General features: G+C 73.3%; 15 protein-coding genes. 12 read left to right on the plus strand and 3 right to left on the minus strand.

Annotated features, from left to right (window positions below; genetic code table 11):
• The 5 genes from BJ993_RS17785 to BJ993_RS17805 are packed head-to-tail and all read left to right on the plus strand — an operon-like array spanning window position 1 to window position 4,386.
• The gene (locus BJ993_RS17785) at window positions 1–810 is read left to right on the plus strand and encodes an ABC transporter ATP-binding protein (protein ID WP_179650310.1); all 810 of its coding nucleotides are present in this window, start codon (window positions 1–3) and stop codon (window positions 808–810) included.
• A complete protein-coding gene (locus BJ993_RS17790) occupies window positions 807–1,526 on the plus strand; it encodes an ABC transporter ATP-binding protein (protein ID WP_179650312.1) in 720 nt (239 codons plus the stop codon). Before BJ993_RS17785 ends, BJ993_RS17790 begins: the two co-directional genes overlap by 4 nt.
• A complete protein-coding gene (locus BJ993_RS17795) occupies window positions 1,523–3,130 on the plus strand; it encodes a hypothetical protein (protein WP_179650314.1) in 1,608 nt (535 codons plus the stop codon). The genes BJ993_RS17790 and BJ993_RS17795 overlap by 4 nt, the downstream gene beginning before the upstream one ends.
• Window positions 3,131–3,146: 16 nt before the next feature.
• A complete protein-coding gene (locus tag BJ993_RS17800; protein WP_036540922.1) occupies window positions 3,147–3,713 on the plus strand; it encodes a hypothetical protein in 567 nt (188 codons plus the stop codon).
• 16 nt (window positions 3,714–3,729) lie between these two features.
• Window positions 3,730–4,386, plus strand: a complete 657-nt coding sequence (locus BJ993_RS17805; RefSeq protein WP_218864738.1) for a TetR/AcrR family transcriptional regulator — start codon at window positions 3,730–3,732, stop codon at window positions 4,384–4,386.
• Here BJ993_RS17805 and BJ993_RS17810 read toward each other — a convergent pair.
• Window positions 4,352–5,554 (minus strand): MFS transporter, encoded by a 1,203-nt coding sequence (locus tag BJ993_RS17810; protein ID WP_179650318.1) that lies wholly within the window; start codon window positions 5,552–5,554, stop codon window positions 4,352–4,354. The genes BJ993_RS17805 and BJ993_RS17810 overlap by 35 nt on opposite strands.
• A 57-nt stretch (window positions 5,555–5,611) precedes the next feature.
• Here BJ993_RS17810 and BJ993_RS17815 point away from each other — a divergent pair, with 57 nt between their 5' ends.
• The 4 genes from BJ993_RS17815 to BJ993_RS17830 all read left to right on the plus strand — a co-directional run bounded on the left by BJ993_RS17815 (window position 5,612) and on the right by BJ993_RS17830 (window position 8,455).
• Entirely contained in the window at window positions 5,612–6,172 is a 561-nt protein-coding gene (locus tag BJ993_RS17815) for a histidine phosphatase family protein (protein WP_036540927.1), read from the plus strand.
• Window positions 6,173–6,235: 63 nt separating this feature from the next.
• Entirely contained in the window at window positions 6,236–6,916 is a 681-nt protein-coding gene (locus BJ993_RS17820) for a DUF6758 family protein (protein WP_242530560.1), read from the plus strand.
• A 58-nt stretch (window positions 6,917–6,974) separates the two neighbouring features.
• Window positions 6,975–7,844 carry a PHP domain-containing protein gene (locus tag BJ993_RS17825; RefSeq protein ID WP_179650320.1) on the plus strand — a complete coding sequence of 290 codons (870 nt, stop codon included), beginning with the start codon at window positions 6,975–6,977 and terminating at the stop codon, window positions 7,842–7,844.
• A 2-nt stretch (window positions 7,845–7,846) separates the two neighbouring features.
• Window positions 7,847–8,455, plus strand: a complete 609-nt coding sequence (locus BJ993_RS17830; protein ID WP_036540932.1) for a MarC family protein — start codon at window positions 7,847–7,849, stop codon at window positions 8,453–8,455.
• A 172-nt stretch (window positions 8,456–8,627) separates the two neighbouring features.
• On the opposite strand, the gene BJ993_RS17835 is transcribed toward BJ993_RS17830, so the two are convergent.
• Window positions 8,628–9,389, minus strand: a complete 762-nt coding sequence (locus BJ993_RS17835) for an SDR family NAD(P)-dependent oxidoreductase (protein ID WP_036540934.1) — start codon at window positions 9,387–9,389, stop codon at window positions 8,628–8,630.
• A 48-nt stretch (window positions 9,390–9,437) separates the two neighbouring features.
• Here BJ993_RS17835 and BJ993_RS17840 point away from each other — a divergent pair, with 48 nt between their 5' ends.
• Window positions 9,438–10,229, plus strand: coding sequence for a ParA family protein (locus BJ993_RS17840; protein WP_036540936.1), 792 nt, complete (start codon window positions 9,438–9,440; stop codon window positions 10,227–10,229).
• Between the two features lie 48 nt (window positions 10,230–10,277).
• Window positions 10,278–10,961, plus strand: a complete 684-nt coding sequence (locus tag BJ993_RS26650; protein ID WP_179650322.1) for a L,D-transpeptidase — start codon at window positions 10,278–10,280, stop codon at window positions 10,959–10,961.
• A 63-nt stretch (window positions 10,962–11,024) separates the two neighbouring features.
• Here the strand turns inward: BJ993_RS26650 and BJ993_RS17850 are convergent, their stop codons facing one another.
• Complete coding sequence (locus tag BJ993_RS17850; RefSeq protein ID WP_179650324.1) at window positions 11,025–12,692, minus strand: DEAD/DEAH box helicase; 1,668 nt, start codon at window positions 12,690–12,692, stop codon at window positions 11,025–11,027.
• A gap of 88 nt (window positions 12,693–12,780) precedes the next feature.
• Between BJ993_RS17850 and BJ993_RS17855 the strand changes: the two genes are divergently transcribed.
• Entirely contained in the window at window positions 12,781–13,482 is a 702-nt protein-coding gene (locus tag BJ993_RS17855; RefSeq protein WP_036540939.1) for a ferritin-like fold-containing protein, read from the plus strand.
• Window position 13,483: the final 1 nt, after the last annotated feature.

The raw sequence follows: 13,483 nt of genomic DNA on the forward strand, positions 1-13,483 counted from the left end.
ATGGGTCGACACAGCTCCTCGGCACTGCTCGAGGTCGACGACGTGATCGTGAGGTTCGGCGGCGTCACCGCGGTCAACCGCGCGACCTTCAGCGCCCACCGCGGCCAGATCACCGGGCTGATCGGGCCCAACGGCGCCGGCAAGACCACGTGCTTCAACGTGATCACCGGGCTGCAGAAGCCGACGTCGGGGCGGGTCCGCTACCAGGACCGCGATGTCACCCGGTGGCCGGTCCACAGGCGGGCCAAGCACGGCGTCGGGCGCACCTTCCAGCGGCTGGAGGCCTTCGGCTCGCTGACGGTGCGGGACAACGTGCGCGTCGCGCGCGACATCCACGGCGGCCCGCTCGCGTGGGTCCGCCCCTCCGGACGGTCCGCGCTGGAGATCGACGTACTGCTGGACCGCGTCGGCATCGGGCAGTACGCCGACGAGCGGGCCGACTCGATCCCGACCGGCACCGCCCGGCTGCTCGAGCTCGCCCGGGCACTGGCCTGCAACCCGCAGCTGCTGCTGCTCGACGAGCCCTCCTCCGGGCTCGACGAGTCGGAGACCGACGCCTTCGGCGACCTGCTCAAGGACCTCGCCGCCGAGGGCGCCGCGATCCTCATGGTGGAGCACGACATGGACCTGGTGATGGCGGTCTGCGACGACATCCACGTGCTCGACTTCGGCCAGATCATCGCCTCGGGCGCGCCGGCCGACATCCGCACCGACCCCGTCGTGCAGCGCGCCTACCTCGGCTACGCCGAGGTGGACCACTCCGGCGACGGGGAGATCGACCACACCACCGAGCTGGGAGTCGTGTCGTGAGCGTCCCGATCCTCGACGTCGTCGACCTCCACGCGGCCTACGGCCGGATCGAGGTGCTGCGCGGCGTCGACCTGTCCGTCCCCAAGGGCGCGGTGATGGCGCTGCTGGGGCCCAACGGCGCCGGCAAGTCCACGTTGGTGAAGGTGATCAGCGGGCAGAAGCAGGCGGCGTCCGGCGACATCCACCTCGCCGGCGTCCACGTCAAGGCCGGCAGCAAGGGCACCGGCCCCGACGACCTCGCCCGGGTCGGGCTGTGCACGGTGCCCGAGGGCCGCTCGGTGTTCCCGAACCTCACGGTCGAGGAGAACCTCCGCCTGATGTCGTATGCCGGCGTGCCGGCGGGCGCCGTCCTGGAGACCGCCTACGGCTACTTCCCGCGGCTCCACGAGCGGCGCAACCAGCTGGCCGGCACGATGTCGGGTGGCGAGCAGCAGATGCTCGCGATGTCGCGGGCGCTCGCCTCCGACCCGGCCCTGCTGCTGCTCGACGAGCTCTCGATGGGGCTGGCGCCACTGATCGTCGAGGAGCTCTACGACACCGTCGCGCAGATCGCGGCGTCCGGTGTCTCCATCCTGTGCATCGAGCAGTTCGCCCGCACCGCGCTGCGGGTGTCCGACTACGCGGCCGTCATGTCCGGCGGCCGCATCGTGGCGACCGGCGAGCCCGGCGAGATCCTCGAGACCATGGCCGACGTCATCCTGGGAGGGGCAGCATGACCCGTCGAAACCAACGCAGGACCCGACTCCTGATCACCGGCGGGATCCTCGCGTCCACGCTCCCGCTGACCGGGGCGCCCCTGGCGGCCCAGCCCGCGCAGGCCGCGGACGGGGAGCCGTCGTACGGCGGCTTCACGGCCCAGGCCTGGTCGAGCCCGGTCCGGATCGAGGTGTTCGAGCCGAGCCTGCCGATCCCCGTCGACGCCGGCATCGCCCAGCTGGAGTTCGACATGGGCTACAGCAAGGTGAAGGCCGACTCCGGCATGTCGAGCGGCCGCTCCAGCCTGTTCTGGCCCGGCGACCCGGTCGGCGAGGGCCTCAAGACCTTCGCCGAGCAGCTCGGCCTGCCGCCGACGCCCCTCACCGAGAACGGCTACCCGGTCCAGGTGAACTCGCAGTACCCCGGCGACACCCCGACCCAGAAGGACAACAAGATCCCGGGGACGATCCAGCAGACGACGTCCGGTGACCGTACGGCGATCGCCGAGACCGGCTTCTCGCCCGACGGGGCCGTGCTCGGCCCCGACGAGGACGGTGGCGGCGGCGGGGGCTCCGGCAACCCGGTCACCGACCTCACCGACCAGCTCCAGGGCCTGCTCACCGGTGGGCTCGGCGGTGCCAAGGCGACGGCCGCCCCGGGCAACCCGCTCGGCCTCATCGTCGACGTCGACGGCTACGTGTCGGTCAGCAAGATGGACGCGACCGGCGCCAACAAGGCGGCCCCGGTCTCCACGGTCTCCCGGTCCACCCTCGGTGAGATCCGGCTGCTCGGCGGCCTGATCACCCTGGGCGGGGTCGAGACGGTCGCCCGCGCGACCACCGACGGCGCGACCGGCAAGGCCAGCGGCAAGGCGGTCTACGGGAAGATGGCGATCGCCGGCCAGGAGTTCGGCTTCGGTCCCGACGGGGCCATCGTCAGCGGCAAGACGATGCCGATCCCCGGCCTGCAGGACCTTCCCGCCAACGCGCTCGAGCAGCTCGGCATCACGATCTCGGTGCCGAAGCCGGTCCGCACGGTCGAGGGCGACCAGGCCACCAGCGAGTCCGCCGGCCTGCGGATCACCATCGACACCAAGCTCCTCTCGCCGCTGCTCAAGGCGCTCCCGCTCAGCACCATCACCAGCCTGATCCCGGACATGCCCGGCCAGGCCGGCCAGCTCAAGGGCGTCCTGTCGGGCCTCTCGACGCTGTCGCCGAAGATCGTGCTCACCGTCGGCGTGGCCCGGGCGAGCGTCGACACGGTGCCCCCGATCGACGTCCCGCCCGTCACCCCGGGCGGGACGGTGACCCCGCCGACGACCAGCACGCCCAAGCCCGCGGCCGGCTCGGTCGGCGTACCTCCGGCTGCCGGTGCTCCGGCCCCCGCCGGCGCCGCTCCGGCGCCCGCCGCCGACACGCCGGTCGCCGACCTCGTCGACGCGGCCCCGGCCAGCTCGGGCCTGCCGCCGCTGGGCTCGATCCCCGGCATGCTCCTGGTCGCCGCATTCCTGGCGGCGGCCATCGCGGGCAGCTGGTTCCGACGGCTCGGCGCCGCCGCCCTCGGCGCCGGTGCCCCCTGTGCCCACGGCCTCGAGAGCGGCCTCCCCGACCTCCGCAAAGCCTGATCGAAAGGTCTGAGCCATGACCGTCTCCTCCACCCCCGCCAGCGGTGCCCGGACCGGAAGCCTCGGGGCCATGCCGAAGGCGGGCCAGTCCCGCTCCGGGATCGCGCCGCTGAAGAACGACAACGCCGCCCTGCTGCAGGTCGTGCTCTTCTGGGTGGGCGCGATCCTGCTGCCGCTCGGGCTCGTGGTCATCGTGCTCGGCTGGTACGGCGCCGCGAACACGCCGTACCAGTACGACCAGCTGTCCTACCTGGTCTCCGGCGGCCTGCTCGGCCTCGGGCTGACCTTCTGCGGCGGGTTCCTCTACTTCGGGGCGTGGCTGGCGCGGATCGCCGCCGACGGACGGGAGTCGTCGAAGCGGCTGGCCGACACGCTGCTGCTGCTCGCCGAGGTCAGCGCCACCGGTGCCACCACCGACGCGAGCGGCGTGGACCTGGGCGCCATCCCGGTCACGGCCGGCGACGGGACGACCATGCACCGCCGTGACTGCGCCCTGATCGCCCATCGCGACGACCTGGCGCCGGTCGGCGAGGCCAACGCGCACCTCACCGCGTGTCGGGTCTGCCGGCCGGGATCGAGGTAGTGGAACGATGCCGGGTGTGGACGTCGCGACGGAGACACCGCCAGGGGCACCGCCCGGCACGTTGCTGAGCGCCAAGGGCACCCGGCTCAACCGTCGCGGCCTGGAGACCCGGCGGCTGCTGCTGCGCGAGGCGGTCCACTGCCTCGCCGAAGGCGGTCCCGAGGCCGTCAGCGCCAACGCGGTCGCCCGGCGGGCGGGCGCGACGTGGGGCACGATCCAGCACCAGTTCGGCGACGCCGACGGGCTGTGGGCGGCCGTGCTCGACCACATCGCCGGTCTCGCCGGCTTCGCCGAGCTGGTCGTGCCGGCCCACCCGAGCGTGGCCGACCGGGTGGAGGCCGTCATCGACCTGATGTGGCGCTCGGTCCAGCTGCCGACCGCGGCCGCCTTCTACCAGCTCCGGTCCGGCCTGCCCCACCGCCGCGACCAGCTCGAGGAGTCCTTCCCCCGCACCGCCCAGGCGATCGCCCGCTGGGACGAGGAGTGGGCCGCCCTGTGCGAGCGCTCCTTCGCCGGCCTCGGCCTCGACGCGAGCAAGGTGATGCGGGTGCGACACCTGCTGCCGAGCGCGCTGCGCGGGCTCTTCGCCGAGGGTGGCCTCGGTGGCTACGTCGACGTCGAGGAGGCCCGGCAGGGCCTCAGGGACGCGCTGACGGCCTACCTGACGAGCTGACCGCGGCGCCGGCACCGGCCGTGGACGGGGTGCTGAACCACCGGGCCAGCGGCAGCAGCGCGAGCACCAGCACGGTCGGTACGACGAACCCGAACCGCAGCTGGTCCTGGCCGACCACGCCCGTGAGCACCGCGCCGAGCAGGCCGCCCACGTAGTTGAACTGGTTGAAGCGGGCGATCACCGCGTCCACCCGCTCGACCGAGCCACCGGCGATCCGCGCGGCCGCGGAGAAGCTGAGCGGCGCGACCACCGAGATGCCGGTGCCGACGACCGTGAAGCCGAGCACGGCGACCGGCCAGGACGGGGCCACGCTGACCACGACCAGCCCCGCCGAGGCGACGACCGCCCCGACGCGCAGGACCGGCACGGCGCCGTACTGCTGCACGAGGCGGTCGCCGGCGAGCCGGACGAGGAGGCTGGCGAGCAGGTAGGGCAGCGTGGCGAGGGCGACCCAGCGCGACGGCGCGTGCAGCACCTCGTCGATGTAGACCGCGCCCCACGTCTGGGCGGCGGTGTCGACCATGTAGAAGACCACCATGCCGAGGCCGACCATCAGGATCGGCCGCCACGGCACGCCCGGCAGGTCGCCGCCGGCGGCGTGGTCGAAGGCCCGGCTCGCCTCGCGGGGCAGGAAGCCGGCGGCCGCCATGGCGACGGCCACGACGCCGATGAGCGCCGACCAGCCGAGGTCGAGGTCCGCCGTGGCGAGCGTGGTCGCGGCACCCAGGAGCCCGCCGAAGGTCCACCCGCCGTGGAAGCTCGGCAGGATCGGCCGGCCGTAGGCCCGCTCGATGGCGACCGCCTGCATGTTGGTCGACGCGTCCACGACGCCGAGCGCGACGCCGTACACGCCGACGCCGAGGAGGTACGCCGCCCACACGGGCGCGGCCAGCATCAACCCCGCGCCCGCACCCACCAGCACGAGGCCGGCGCGCAGGAGGTGGGCGCTGGAGGTGCGGGGCGCCAGCCGCTCGGCGACGACCGAGCCGAGGCCTGCCAGCAGCACGATCGCGAGCAGCACGGCCGAGACGCCGAGCTCGCCGAGGTCCCATCGGTCCTTGATGTCGGGCAGCCGGGTGGTGAGCCCGATGAACACGAAGCCCTGGGTGGCGAAGGCCCCGGCGACGGCGAGGCGGCGGCGGGCGATCGGGACCCCGGCTTCTGGCATGTCCGGATCCTGCCACTGCCGCGGGGCAGCGGCGCGGCGACTGGCAGGATTGGGGCCATGGCCGACACCGTGACCCTCGTCCGCCACGGCGCCACGGAGTGGAGCGTGTCGGGGCAGCACACCTCGACGACCGACCTGCCGCTGCTGCCGGAGGGCGAGCAGGGCGCGCTCGACGTGGCGGCCCGGCTGGAGCGGACGAGCTTCGCGGAGGTGCTCACCAGCCCGCTGAAGCGCGCCCGCCGCACCGCCGAGCTCGCCGGCTTCCCCGACGCGGAGATCTGCGACGACCTCGTCGAGTGGCGCTACGGCGACTACGAGGGCCGCCGTACGGCGGAGATCCGCGAGGACGTGCCGGGCTGGACGCTCTGGACCCACGGCGCCCCGGGCGGCGAGTCGGCCGACGAGGTCGCGGCGCGCTGCGACCGCGTCGTCGAGCGGATCCGCGCCGCGTCCGGTCCGGTCCTCGTCTTCGCGCACGGCCACGTGCTGCGCGTGCTGACCGCCCGCTGGCTCGGCCTGCCCCCGTCGGAGGGACGCCTGTTCCGGCTGGACACCTCGACGATCTCCGTGCTCGGCCACGAGCGCGAGACGCCGGTGCTGCTGCGCTGGAACTCCTGACGCCGTCGCGGCCCGGCGCGGCGGTACTTGACGAACCCGCGTTCGCGCAGCACGGTGGCGGACATGTCCAGCGAGCAGCAGGGCGCCGCGGGCGGCGTCCGGGTCGAGTGCCCGCGCTGCCCCGCGCCGGTCGCCGAGACCGGTGACGGACGCTGGTCGTGCCCCGAGCACGGCATCGTCGTCCCGCTGTGGCGGCCCACCGGTTCGTCGTACGACGCCTTCGCAAGCCACCTGCAGCGCGTCGGCGGGTTCCCGACCTACCTCCCGTGGCCGCTCGGACCGGGCTGGAGCGTCACCGACTTCGCCGCGGTCGCGACCGGCGACGGTGAGGCTCGGGCGACGATGACCTGCGTGTCGGGGTCCAGCCAGCTCGACGGGCCGGTCGACGTGATCGTGGTCAGCGAGGAGCCGGGGACCGGCTTCGGCGCCCGGGTCGCGGGACTCACCGAGGAGGGGGCCGCCCGGCTCGACCCCGGCCACGAGATCGGCGACGGGCCGGCCCCGGTGCGGGTGCGCGTCGACCAGCACCCGGTGGGCCTGTGGCCGGTGTCGGTCAGCGCGACGCCGGGGGAGTGGGACCGCTCGGTCGTCGCCGGCGAGGCCGGCGGACGGTGGCTGTGGCTGGTGCTGCGACCGGCGTCGGCGATCCTGCTGCTGCGCGACGACTGGATCCTGCGCGACGTCTCCGCGACCGGGCCGGGCCTGGTGGCGCTGCCGTTCGGCGGCGCGGCACCCCCGTGGTGACCACGCTCACCGCGACGACGCGTCGTTGTCTGACAATCCGCGGCACTAACCTCGTCCAGTGACGATCGACCTCCACACCCACTCCCGCGTCAGCGACGGCACCGCCGCGCCGCGCGACCTGGTGCACGCCGCCAAGGCAGCGGGCCTGGACGTCGTCGCGCTGACCGACCACGACACCACGCTCGGGTGGGACGAGGCGGCGGCCGCCGCCGAGGAGGTCGGCATCGGGCTGGTCCGTGGCATCGAGGTCAGCACCCGCTTCCACGACGCCGGCGTGCACCTGCTGGCCTACCTGCCCGACCCCGCCGACGCCGCGCTGCAGGCCGAGCTGGCCCGGATCGTCCAGGGCCGCGAGGACCGCGTGCCCACCATGCTGGCGCGCCTGCGCGACCTCGGCATCCCCGCCACCGAGGAGGCGCTCGCCGCCTCCGCGGGCGACAGCGAGATCACCGGGCGCCCCCACGTGGCCGACCTGCTGGTCCGCCTCGGCGTCGTCCGCGACCGCGACCAGGCCTTCGCCGAGTACCTCTCCGACGGCGGCCCCGCCTTCGTCGACCGGTACGCCGCCGACCTGGTCGAGATGATCGCGCTGGTGCGCGGTGCCGGTGGCGTCCCGGTGATCGCCCACCCGTGGGGACGCGGCTCGGCGCACGTCCTGGACGAGCCCGCCATCGTCGTACTCAAGGAGGCGGGGCTGGTCGGCCTCGAGGTCGACCACCTCGACCACGACCCGCACTCGCGCGGCCGGCTGCGCGAGATCGCGGGCCGCCTCGACCTCGTCGTGACCGGCTCCAGCGACCACCACGGCACCGGCAAGACGGGCCACGACCTCGGCTGCGAGACCACGGCGCCCCACCAGCTGGCGCGGATCCTCGACCTGGCCGCGACCCTCGGGTCGCCCACCACGATCGTCGGAAGGGAGGACTGAGCATGGTCGAGCACGTGCTGCTCGTCGAGGTCTTCGTGACCCTCTTCGTGATCATGGACCCGGTCGGCACCGTGCCGATCTTCCTGTCGCTCACGGCCGGCCGCAGTCCGGCGACGGCCCGCCGGGCCGCGTGGCAGGCGGTCGCGGTGTCCTTCCTCGTGATCACGCTGTTCGCCTTCTTCGGCCAGCAGATCTTCAACTACCTGCACATCTCGCTGCCCGCGCTGCAGTGCGCCGGCGGCCTGCTGCTGCTCCTGGTCGCCCTCGAGCTGCTGACCGGCAAGGAGGAGGAGCACAAGGCCAGCGGGGACGCGAACATCGCGCTCGTCCCCCTCGGCACCCCGCTCCTCGCCGGGCCGGGCGCGATCGTCGCCACGATGCTGTTCGTCCAGGACATCGACGACTGGGCCAGCGGCATCTCCGTCGCCCTCGGCATCGTCGCCGTGCACCTCGCCCTGTGGGCCGCGATGCGCTACTCCCTGCCCATCCTGCGTCTGATCCGCGAGAGCGGCGTCCTGCTCGTCACCCGCATCGCCGGCCTCCTGCTCTCGGCCATCGCGGTCCAGCTCGTCGCCGACGCCGTCCGCGCCTTCATCGCCGGCGAAGGCTGATCCCGCCCCGCCGACTTGCCACTTTCCCGCGCCGAGTTGCCACTTCGGCCGGTCGACTTGCCACTTTGTCCCGTCGGGCTGCGCCGACCTGGCAACTCGACCCGCGAGAGTGGCAACTCGACCCGCGAGAGTGGCAACTCGACCCGCGAGAGTGGCAAGTCGGCGGAGAGGGCTACTTGCGGCCGAGGGACTGCAGGCGCTGCAGGGCCGAGCGGGGGACCAGTCGGGTCACCGTGACGATCGCCTTGTAGCGCTTCGAGGGGATCGACATCGCGCGGCCCTTGTCGAAGTCGGCGAGGGCGTCGCGGACCAGGCGGTCCGGCTCGAGCCACAGGGGCTTGGGGGCGGAGGAGTCGCGGTCGATGCCGAGGCGCTCGTGGAACTCGGTCTTCACGAAGCCGGGGCACAGGGCCATCACGGTGACGCCCTGGGGGGCGTACTCGGCGTGGGCCCACTGGCTGAAGGAGTTCACCCACGCCTTGGCCGCGCTGTAGGTGCCGCGCGGCAGGAAGGCCGCGACGCTGGAGACGTTGATGACCCCGCCGCGGCCGCGCTCGACCATCCCGCCGAGCGCCGCGTGGGTGAGTCTCAGGACCGCGCGGACCAGCACGTCCTGCTGGGCCTGCTCGACGTCGAGCGGGTTGTCGAGGAAGCGCTCCTTGAGCCCGAAGCCGGCGTTGTTGACCAGCAGGTCGACCGGGCGGTCGCGATCGGCGAGCCGGGCCTCCACGGTGCCGAGCTGGCCCGCGTCGGTGAGGTCGGCGGAGAGCACCTCCACCCCGACGCCGTACGACGACCGGAGCTCCTCGGCGACGGTCGCGAGCCGCGTCGCGTCCCGCGCCACGAGGACGAGGTCGTCGCCACGGGCGGCGAGCTGGCGGGCGAACTCGAGGCCGATCCCGGCGGTGGCGCCGGTGACGAGTGCGGTCGACATGGCGCCAGTCAACACCAGACGACCCATCGTCCGGCATGATGTCCCTTGATGAACGCGAAGGCCCCCCGCTCCACGATCCTGGCTGTCGCCAACCAGAAGGGTGGCGTCGCCAAGACGACCTCCGTGGCGTCGATCGGTGCGGCCCTCGCCGAACGGGGCCAGAAGGTGCTGCTCGTCGATCTCGACCCCCAGGCCTGCCTGACCTTCTCGCTGGGCATCGACCCCGAGGACCTCGAGCTCTCGGTCCACCACGTGCTGACCAAGGGCACGGCGGTCGACGAGGTGATCATCGAGACCGAGGACGGCGTCGACCTGCTCCCGGCCACGATCGAGCTGGCCCGCGCCGAGGCCGACCTGCTGACCCGCACCGGCCGCGAGCACGTCCTGCGCGGCGTGATGGAGGACCTCGCCGCGTCCGGCACGCACTACGACTGGGTGCTGCTCGACTGCCCGCCCTCGCTGGGCGTGCTGACGGTCGCCGCGCTCACGGCCGCCAACGGCGTGCTGATCCCGCTGCAGTGCGAGACCCTGTCGCACCGCGGCGTCGGCCAGCTGCTCGACACCGTGCACGACGTACGCCGCTTCACCAACCGCGACCTCGCGGTCTGGGGCGTCCTCCCCACCCTGTACGACGGCCGGACCAACCACGCGCGCGCGGTGCTCGACACCATCTCGGAGACCTACGACCTCGAGGTCGTCGAGCCGCCGATCCCGAAGACGATCAAGTTCGCCGAGGCGCCGGCTGCCGGCCGCTCGATCCTCGCGACCAGCCGCAGCAGCAAGGGTGCGCAGGCCTACCGGGACGTGGCCGGCTCCCTCCTCGACCGGGCGGCCCGCTGAGCCGTGGGCGCACACCGGGCACAACCCCAGGGCCGCCACCGGGCACCGGTGGCGGGCAAGCGGAGGGCGACGAAGGTCCGCCCCCGCTACGGCCGGATCACCGCCCTGGGCGCCTCGGTCGCGGTGACCGCCGTGGCCGTCGCCGGCGGGTTCGGCCTGCTGCCCTCGGGCGGTGACCGCTCCGACGCCGCGGCCTCGCTCACCACGACGGCCCAGGAGTCGGCGCCGAAGGCCAGCCCCGAGCGCACGGACGCCCGTGCGTCCACGCCGAGCCGAGGGCTCGTGGACGTGGACGGCAGCCGGATCGCCGCCCTGAGCGAGACGACCGGCCTGCCCCCCGACTCCGGCGAGGGCAGGCGGATCGTGTTCAGCGAGGGCCGCCAGCGGGTCTGGCTGGTCGACGACTCGGGCAAGATCGTGCGCACCTACCTCGTCTCGGGCAGCCTCACCGACAACCTCTTCGAGGGCACTTACTCGGTCTACTCCCGCAGCCGCAACGCCGTCGGCATCGACGACTCGGGGACGATGGAGTACTTCGTCCGATTCACCCAGGGCACCGGCGGTGCCGCCATCGGCTTCCACACGATCCCGGTCGACGAGGGCAAGCCGGTCCAGACCCTGGGCCAGCTCGGGACCCCGCAGTCCCACGGCTGCATCCGCCAGGAGCGCAGCAACGCGATCGCGCTGTGGGAGTTCGCGCCCATCGGTACGACGGTCGTCGTCACGGCCTGAGAACGGCAGTCGGCGCGGACCGGTTGCCCGGTCCGCGCCGACGACGCGTTGCTGGTGCCTGCCTCAGGCGGTCTGCGACTCCGCGGCGCCGCTCTGGTTGCCGGCGCCAGCCTGGCCGCCCGAGCCGCTGCTGCGGCGACGACGGCGGCGGTTGCGGATCGCGCCGGCGGGGCGCTCGGCACCCTCGCCCGCGCCCGACTCCGACGAGGCCGACGAGGCCGCGGAGGTCGCGGGCTTCTCGCCCTCGACCGGCTGGCCGCCGCGGGTGCGGGTGCGCGTCCGGTTGCGGTTGCGCTCGCCGCTCGGACGACGCTCACGGTCGCCACCACGCTCGCCGCGCTCACCACGGTCTGCGCGCGGCGCCGGCGGGGCCGGGGGAGCGATGCGCCCCTTCGTGCCCGGGGCGATGCCCTGGTCGTGGTAGAGGTGCTCGGAGGTGGAGTAGGTCTCGACCGGCTCGTCGAAGGGCAGGTCGAGCGCCTTGTTGATCATCTTCCAGCGGTGCACGTCGGTCGCGTCGACCAGCGTGATCGCGATGCCGGAGGCGCCGGCGCGGCCGGTGCGGCCGATCCGGTGGACGTAGGTCTTGTCGTCCTCGGGGCAGGTGTAGTTGATGACGTGGCTGACGCCGGCGACGTCGATGCCGCGGGCGGCGACGTCGGTCGCGACGAGGACCTGGATCTTGTCCTCGCGGAACTTGGTCAGCGCCTTCTCGCGGGCCACCTGCGCCATGTCGCCGTGCAGCGGGCTGGCCTTGAAGCCGCGCTCGACGAGGTCGTCGGCGACGCGCTGGGCCTGGCGCTTGGTGCGGGTGAAGATGACGACCTTGCCGGCGTCCTCGGCCTGCAGGACGCGGCCGATGATCTCCGGCTTGTCGAGGTCGTGGGCCAGGTAGATGAACTGCGCGGTGGCGGGCACCGTCGCGTTCTCGTACGACGACTCGGCGCGGATGTTCATCGGGTGGCGCATGTGGATGCGGGCCAGCGCGACGATCGCGGACGGCATGGTGGCCGAGAACAGCATCGTCTGCCGGGTCTCGGGGGTCATCCGGAGCAGCTTCTCGACGTCGGGCAGGAAGCCGAGGTCGAGCATCTCGTCGGCCTCGTCGAGCACGAGGGCGTGCACGTGGGAGAGGTCGAGGACGCGGCGGTTGGCGAGGTCGATCAGCCGGCCCGGCGTACCGACGACGATGTCGACGCCGGCCTCGAGGGCCTCGATCTGGGGCTCGTAGCCGACGCCGCCGTAGACGGTGAGGACGCGCAGGCCGCGGTCGGCCGAGGCGAGGGTCAGGTCGCTGGAGACCTGGAGGGCGAGCTCGCGGGTCGGCGCGACGATGAGCGCCTGCGGCTTGCCCTGCGGGATCTCGGCGTAGTCGGGGTCGGACGGCGCGATGCTGCGCTGGATGACCGGGATGCCGAAGGCGAGGGTCTTGCCGGTGCCCGTGCGGGCCTGGCCGATGAGGTCGGTGCCCAGGAGCGCCACGGAGAGGGTCATCTCCTGGATGGCGAACGGGTGGATGATGCCCGCGCGGTCGAGCGCGTCGCAGATCTGCGGCATGACGCCGAGGTCGCGGAAGGTGGGTGCCGCGGCCTCGGTGGTGGCCTCGGTGGCCTCGCTGGACGCAGCAGTGATGTCGTTGGAAGTCAGTGTTCTGTTCGCTTTCGTGAGTGTCGTCGGCCGGGTGGCAGGCGCCAGAATCAAAGCGGCCGATTCACACTCAGCCGCGCACATACGTGGGCAGGTTGCCCGGGCGGGCCGGTCACGATCGGGGGACCGGACTGGCTCTCGCCGTACATCATCGTACTTGTACGCTCGGCGCATGGCTGAATCCGCCGACGCGACCCCGCTGACCGCCGACGCCGACCCGGCCTACCGGGAGGCCGTCGTCGACCTCCTGGCCGCGATCGCCTACGGCGAGATCTCCGCCTTCGAGCGGCTCGCCGAGGACGCCAAGCTCGCGCCGAGCCTCGCCGACAAGGTCGACCTGGCCAGCATGGCGAGCGGCGAGCTGACCAAGGTGCACGCGCTGTCGGACCGGATCCGGGCGTTCGGCGCCGACCCGTTCGTGGCCATGGAGCCCTTCCGTGAGCCGCTCGACGAGTTCCACCGCCACACGGCCCCGGCCGACTGGTACGAGGGCCTGGTGAAGGCGTACGTCGGCGACGGCCTGGCCAACGACTTCTACCGCGAGATCGCGGCGTACCTCGACCCCGAGACGCGCGACCTGGTCATCACGTCGATGGAGGAGGGCACCCACGCCGCCTTCGTCGTCGACCGCGTCCGGGCCGGCATCGAGCAGGACCACCGGCTGGGCGGCCGCCTCGCGCTGTGGGGCCGCCGCCTGATGGGGGAGGCGCTCACCCAGGCGCAGCGTGTGGCCGCCGACCGCGACGCGCTCACGGCGCTGCTCGCCGGAGGCACCGACCGGCCCGGCCTCGACCTGGCCGCGCTCGGCCGGATGTTCACGCGGCTCACCGAGCGGCACATGGAGCGGATGGGCGAGCTCGGGCTCGACGCCTGAG

This window comes from Nocardioides aromaticivorans, assembly GCF_013408525.1.
GTDB classification, from domain to species: domain Bacteria; phylum Actinomycetota; class Actinomycetes; order Propionibacteriales; family Nocardioidaceae; genus Nocardioides; species Nocardioides aromaticivorans.

What these genes read in the sequence shown, in the direction of transcription:
- BJ993_RS17785 (WP_179650310.1), top strand. Translation starts at nt 1, where the DNA reads ATGGGTCGACACAGCTCCTCGGCACTGCTCGAGGTCGACGACGTGATC.
- BJ993_RS17835 (WP_036540934.1), bottom strand. Translation starts at nt 9,389, where the DNA reads ATGTCGACCGCACTCGTCACCGGCGCCACCGCCGGGATCGGCCTCGAG.
- BJ993_RS17815 (WP_036540927.1), top strand. Translation starts at nt 5,612, where the DNA reads ATGGCCGACACCGTGACCCTCGTCCGCCACGGCGCCACGGAGTGGAGC.
- BJ993_RS17810 (WP_179650318.1), bottom strand. Translation starts at nt 5,554, where the DNA reads ATGCCAGAAGCCGGGGTCCCGATCGCCCGCCGCCGCCTCGCCGTCGCC.
- BJ993_RS17840 (WP_036540936.1), top strand. Translation starts at nt 9,438, where the DNA reads ATGAACGCGAAGGCCCCCCGCTCCACGATCCTGGCTGTCGCCAACCAG.
- BJ993_RS17820 (WP_242530560.1), top strand. Translation starts at nt 6,236, where the DNA reads ATGTCCAGCGAGCAGCAGGGCGCCGCGGGCGGCGTCCGGGTCGAGTGC.
- BJ993_RS17795 (WP_179650314.1), top strand. Translation starts at nt 1,523, where the DNA reads ATGACCCGTCGAAACCAACGCAGGACCCGACTCCTGATCACCGGCGGG.
- BJ993_RS17830 (WP_036540932.1), top strand. Translation starts at nt 7,847, where the DNA reads ATGGTCGAGCACGTGCTGCTCGTCGAGGTCTTCGTGACCCTCTTCGTG.
- BJ993_RS17855 (WP_036540939.1), top strand. Translation starts at nt 12,781, where the DNA reads ATGGCTGAATCCGCCGACGCGACCCCGCTGACCGCCGACGCCGACCCG.
- BJ993_RS17850 (WP_179650324.1), bottom strand. Translation starts at nt 12,692, where the DNA reads ATGTGCGCGGCTGAGTGTGAATCGGCCGCTTTGATTCTGGCGCCTGCC.
- BJ993_RS17800 (WP_036540922.1), top strand. Translation starts at nt 3,147, where the DNA reads ATGACCGTCTCCTCCACCCCCGCCAGCGGTGCCCGGACCGGAAGCCTC.